Below are 4,552 nucleotides of genomic sequence, written 5' to 3'. Positions count from 1 at the left end.
CTTCGTCTTGAATGCTGTGAATGGCGCCGATCGCCATCTCGTCGGTGGCCGCAAAGATCGCCGTAGGCTTCTTCTTCAGCCCGAGGAAATACTTCATCGCTTCCACACCGGACTCGTACCGGTAGTTGCCGATGCGAACCAGGTCTTCCTGATACTCGATGCCGGCAGCTTCCAGCGCTCTCTTGTAGCCTTGGAAACGCGCATAGCCATTCGCCGGGTCCTGGAGCGTTCCGCTGATCATGGCGATGTCCCGGTGACCGTGACGAATCAGCGTATTTACCGCGTCAAAGGCGGCCGCCTCATGATCGATATCCACGGAAGGGTAAATGCCGTTCTCGTCGCGCGTCGCACAGAGCACGATCGGCACAGCCGAAGTCTGGAAGGCCTGAATATGCTCGTCCGTTACGGTTCCGCCCATGAAGAGCAGCCCGTCCACCTGCTTCTCAAGCAGCGTGTTGATGACGCGAATTTCCTTGTCTTTTCTCTTGTCAGCGTTACACAAAATGATATTGTAGTGGTACATGTTGGCGATATCTTCGATACCCCGGGCGATCTCCGCAAAAATGGAGTTGGATATGTCCGGAATCACGACACCCACGGTTGTCGTTTTCTTGCTGGCAAGTCCTCTTGCCACCGCGTTCGGACGATATCCTAAACGTTCAATTGCTTCATATACTTTCTTCCGGGTCTGAGGCTTCACGTTCGGATTGTTGTTGACAACCCGCGATACCGTGGCCATCGATACGCCTGCTTCACGCGCCACATCGTAAATGGTTACCGTCAAATTCCTTCTCTCCATTGCAAATAAATTTTCATTCGTCAACCCATTAAACTCAATGATACGACAAAATTTTGCATTGTGCAATGATTACACTTACAGCTGTTGCAAATGCTCTTTAATCACTTCAGAAGTAATATGAGAATGAGACGTATGCCAGATGGGCGCCTGATTTTGAACCAGAATAACCTGAGGCGATTCATGCTGCACCCCAAGACGATCCGCCGCTTCCATCGATACCGGACGGTCTTCGACAACATGGATCAGACCATACTGTACGGCTTCATTCGGCTGATCTTCCAAGTAAGACATCATTTCCCGATACGCACCAGAGCTGATCGGGCAGCGTGTACTATGCTTAAACAGCAGCAGAGGCTTATCTGTGGAGGCTTCCAATGCGGATTGCAGCTGATCGCTAGTAGTCAGTTTAGTCATTGTCGCCATTTGATATACATCCCCTTTTTTCGATTCAAATCCTGAATCTATCGTATCAAAAAGCTCGTGAAAAATCCAACATACCTAGCGAAAAACCCGAAAAAATGCAGTAAAACGTAAATCAGGCGTAAAATTGGTTCAATTCAGGCAGCATCGCCGACAGCTGGGACAGCCGCTCCCGGATATTTTCCACCCACTCGTGGTCCTCAGTCTGTTCGGCAAAGCTGTATAAGTCCAGAAGCAGGTTGATACGGTCCCTGACCTCGGTTTCAATCTGCAGCTCCAAATCTTCGCGGGACAGGCTGTCGGGACGCAGGAACACCTCGCGAACCATTCCTGCCAGCTCATGGTGGTCTGCCAAAGAAAAGCTTCGACGGGAAGGACGCTCCCCGAGCGTCTCGACGCATTTCTTCAGCACCGGTCTCATGCATGGCAGCAGCTCATAATTCGAACAATCGTCACAAGCAAGCACCGGAACATGCCGTATGATTACGTTGCGGGTATACATCACCGTGCGAAGGTCAAGTCTAAGGACTTCCCCACATTTACATTTTGATCCCATATTTCCACCCCATATATCTTTTTACATCTTTATATAGTCATTGTAAAAATCATCGTTCCCCTTCGTATTCGCCCTGCCCGCGCTGGATTCCTTCCTCTCTAGCCCACCTGTTTTATTTACCAAACGGCCCATCCCTTTCTTGTAAAGCATGATTGTTCTATTCATTTTTGTTACACTGGAAACATAGGGACTTTTACTCAGGAGGGAGCATGCTGAACATGAGATTAGCCGGAAAGAAGGTCATTGCGCTCGTCGATGACCAGTTTGAAGACTTGGAGCTGTGGTATCCCGTATACCGGGTGAGGGAGGAAGGCGCCGAGGTGCACCTGGTCGGGGATAAGAAGGGACATACCTACATCGGCAAATATGGCGTTCCTGCCGTATCGGACTATTCGTTTGAAGAAGTGGACAGCCGGGATTACGACGGCATACTGGTGCCCGGTGGCTGGGCGCCGGACAAGCTGCGCCGCTACGGAAAGGTGCTGCAGCTGGTGCGGGAAATGCACGAGGAACGCAAGCCGATCGGACAAATCTGCCATGCAGGCTGGGTGCTGGTCTCGGCTAAAATTTTGCAGGGCGTTACGGTGACCTCCACTCCGGGCATCCGGGACGACATGGAGAACGCCGGCGCAATCTGGAAGGACGAGGCGGTCGTCACTGACGGACATATCGTGTCCGCCCGCCGCCCGCCGGATCTTCCGCCTTACGGCAAAGCCTTTTGCGATGCGCTTGCGGGGCAATAAGCAGCAAGCCATAGGCAGTCAGCCGGGCCAAAAAAAAGAGCCTGACCGTCCACTTGGTGGATCGGCCGGCTCTTTTTCTATATTATGCGGCAATGGCAACACAGGAGGTCAGGAAGCGTTGCTGCCCTTTTCGCCCCGAGGCTGATTCACGCTCTCGTTATTTGCGCAGGCAGGCTCGGCAAATTCGGTCAGCAGGCGTTCGATTTCGACGCTGCTCTTCAACTGGTAACATGTCTGCGCCGTCCGCTTCGCATCGGAAGCCGTCGTGTTAAGTATCCGATGCTTCAGCTTCAGCAGGGACTGGATCGACATGCTCAGATGGTCCACGCCCAGCTCCAGCCAGATCGGTACCGAGCGTTCGTCGCCGGCCATTTCGCCGCACACGCTGACGGGAATGCCCACCCGGTGCGCGGCTTCCACCGTCGTGCGCAGCATCCGCAGAATCGCCGGATGGAACGGATGATACATATGGGCGATCTGCTCGTTCATCCGGTCAACTGCCAATACGTACTGTACGAGATCGTTCGTTCCGATGCTGAAGAAGTCGCATTCTTCCGCGAGCAGATCGGCGATGATGACTGCGGCGGGAATCTCGATCATGATGCCGACCGGGATGTCCTTGTCGTAAGCGATGCCCCTTGCGTCAAGATCGGCCATGGCCCGATGCAGCACTTCATTGGCTTGTCTGATTTCGTCGACCGATGAAATCATCGGGTACATAATTTTCACCCTGCCGAACGCGCTCGCCCGAAGAATGGCGGTCAGCTGCGTCTGAAAAAGCTCCTGGCGGTCAAGGCTGATCCGGATCGCCCGGTAGCCTAGAACCGGGTTATCCTCATCCGGCAGCGCAAAATAATCCAGCTGCTTGTCGCCGCCGATGTCGAGCGTGCGGATCACCGCCCCAAGCTCACCCACTTGCTGGGCTACCTGGCGGTACACCTCAAACTGTTCCTCTTCACTCGGAAACGTGCTGCGGTCCATGTACAAAAATTCCGTCCGAAACAGCCCTACGCCATTGGCGCCGTATTTCAAGGCCGATTCCACTTCTTTGGCGGAGCTGATGTTCGCGGCCAGGTGAAGCTCGCAGCCGTCCTTCGTGATCGCTTCGACGGCAGCCAACAGCTCCAGCTGCTCCTTCTTCGCCAGCTGGCGCTCCCGGATCCGCACATATTCTTCCACGAGCGTATCGTCCGGATTGAGATACAGCGCTCCGGTGTCCCCGTCAATGACCAGCAAATCCCCAGTCTGGATCGGATCCTTCAGCTTGTTCTCCAGCCCCGCAACGAGCGGAATGCCGAGAGCCCGTGCCATAATGGCCGAATGGGACGTCTTCCCGCCGACCATCGTCACGATGCCGAGCACGTGAGAAGGATTCAAATGTGCCAGCTGGGACGGGGACAGCTCCTTGGCCACGAGGATATACGGCTGGGTATCCGCAGGCAGCGTAATCTCCGGCGCGCCGAGCAGATGCTTGAGCAGGCGGTTGCCGACATCCTTGATGTCCATCGCCCGCTCCTTCATGTATTCGTCATCCAGCAGGTCGAACATCGTGACGAAATGATCGATCGCCTCTTTTACCGCGACCTCGGCCGCTTTATACTGGCGCTCAATGACGCCTTGAATTTCATTCATGAACACCGGATCGTCCAGGATGGCCAAATGAGCGTCAAAAATGCTCGACTCCTCTTCCCCGACCATATCCCTGAACTCATTTTTAATAAACTCAATCTCATTTTTGGAGGTTCGTATCCCCTCATACAGCCGTTCAAATTCGTTGGCCAGATCTACTGCGTCGATCCCGGTCTCGGGCAGGTCCCATTCCCAGTTCGGCAGTACAAATGCTTTTCCAATCGCTACCCCGGCAGATGCACCGATGCCTTGTATCATGATTCCAAACCTCCAACATTTCTGTCGTGTAATACTACGGACATAACCGACGTCTGCCCCTTCTTGACGGCTTTGAACGGAGCGAAGCTCCATGACTTAACGCGGTCCGGGTTGGTGATCACCATCGGCGTGGCAAGCGATGAAGCA

At 53.9% G+C, this 4,552-nt stretch carries 5 protein-coding genes; 1 reads left to right on the top strand and 4 read right to left on the bottom strand.

Translation table 11 applies throughout. The features are described from left to right. The 3 genes from CPT76_RS22945 to CPT76_RS22935 all read right to left on the bottom strand — a co-directional run. Positions 1-784: LacI family DNA-binding transcriptional regulator (locus CPT76_RS22945; protein WP_105444567.1), on the bottom strand; the 784-nt coding region annotated here is incomplete at its 3' end. Between the two features lie 90 nt (positions 785-874). After that, the gene (gene ytxJ / locus CPT76_RS22940) at positions 875-1,222 is read right to left on the bottom strand and encodes a bacillithiol system redox-active protein YtxJ (protein ID WP_105444566.1); all 348 of its coding nucleotides are present in this window, start codon (positions 1,220-1,222) and stop codon (positions 875-877) included. A gap of 112 nt (positions 1,223-1,334) precedes the next feature. Continuing rightward, on the bottom strand, positions 1,335-1,640 hold the full coding sequence (locus tag CPT76_RS22935; RefSeq protein WP_144025411.1) for a hypothetical protein: 306 nt from the start codon (positions 1,638-1,640) through the stop codon (positions 1,335-1,337). Positions 1,641-1,993: 353 nt separating this feature from the next. Here CPT76_RS22935 and CPT76_RS22930 point away from each other — a divergent pair, with 353 nt between their 5' ends. Next, entirely contained in the window at positions 1,994-2,518 is a 525-nt protein-coding gene (locus CPT76_RS22930; RefSeq protein ID WP_105444723.1) for a type 1 glutamine amidotransferase domain-containing protein, read from the top strand. Between the two features lie 108 nt (positions 2,519-2,626). Here CPT76_RS22930 and ptsP read toward each other — a convergent pair whose 3' ends face one another. Further along, the gene (ptsP, locus tag CPT76_RS22925) at positions 2,627-4,405 is read right to left on the bottom strand and encodes a phosphoenolpyruvate--protein phosphotransferase (protein ID WP_105444565.1); all 1,779 of its coding nucleotides are present in this window, start codon (positions 4,403-4,405) and stop codon (positions 2,627-2,629) included. Positions 4,406-4,552 lie beyond the last annotated feature (147 nt).

Source organism: Paenibacillus sp. AR247 (genome assembly GCF_002968895.1).
GTDB classification, from domain to species: domain Bacteria; phylum Bacillota; class Bacilli; order Paenibacillales; family Paenibacillaceae; genus Paenibacillus_AQ; species Paenibacillus_AQ favisporus.
This window is presented reverse-complemented; position numbering and strand designations above follow the sequence as displayed.

Coding starts and splice junctions, on each gene's coding strand:
- ytxJ (WP_105444566.1), bottom strand. CDS start 1,222: ATGGCGACAATGACTAAACTGACTACTAGCGATCAGCTGCAATCCGCA.
- CPT76_RS22935 (WP_144025411.1), bottom strand. CDS start 1,640: ATGAGACCGGTGCTGAAGAAATGCGTCGAGACGCTCGGGGAGCGTCCT.
- CPT76_RS22930 (WP_105444723.1), top strand. CDS start 1,994: ATGAGATTAGCCGGAAAGAAGGTCATTGCGCTCGTCGATGACCAGTTT.
- ptsP (WP_105444565.1), bottom strand. CDS start 4,405: ATGATACAAGGCATCGGTGCATCTGCCGGGGTAGCGATTGGAAAAGCA.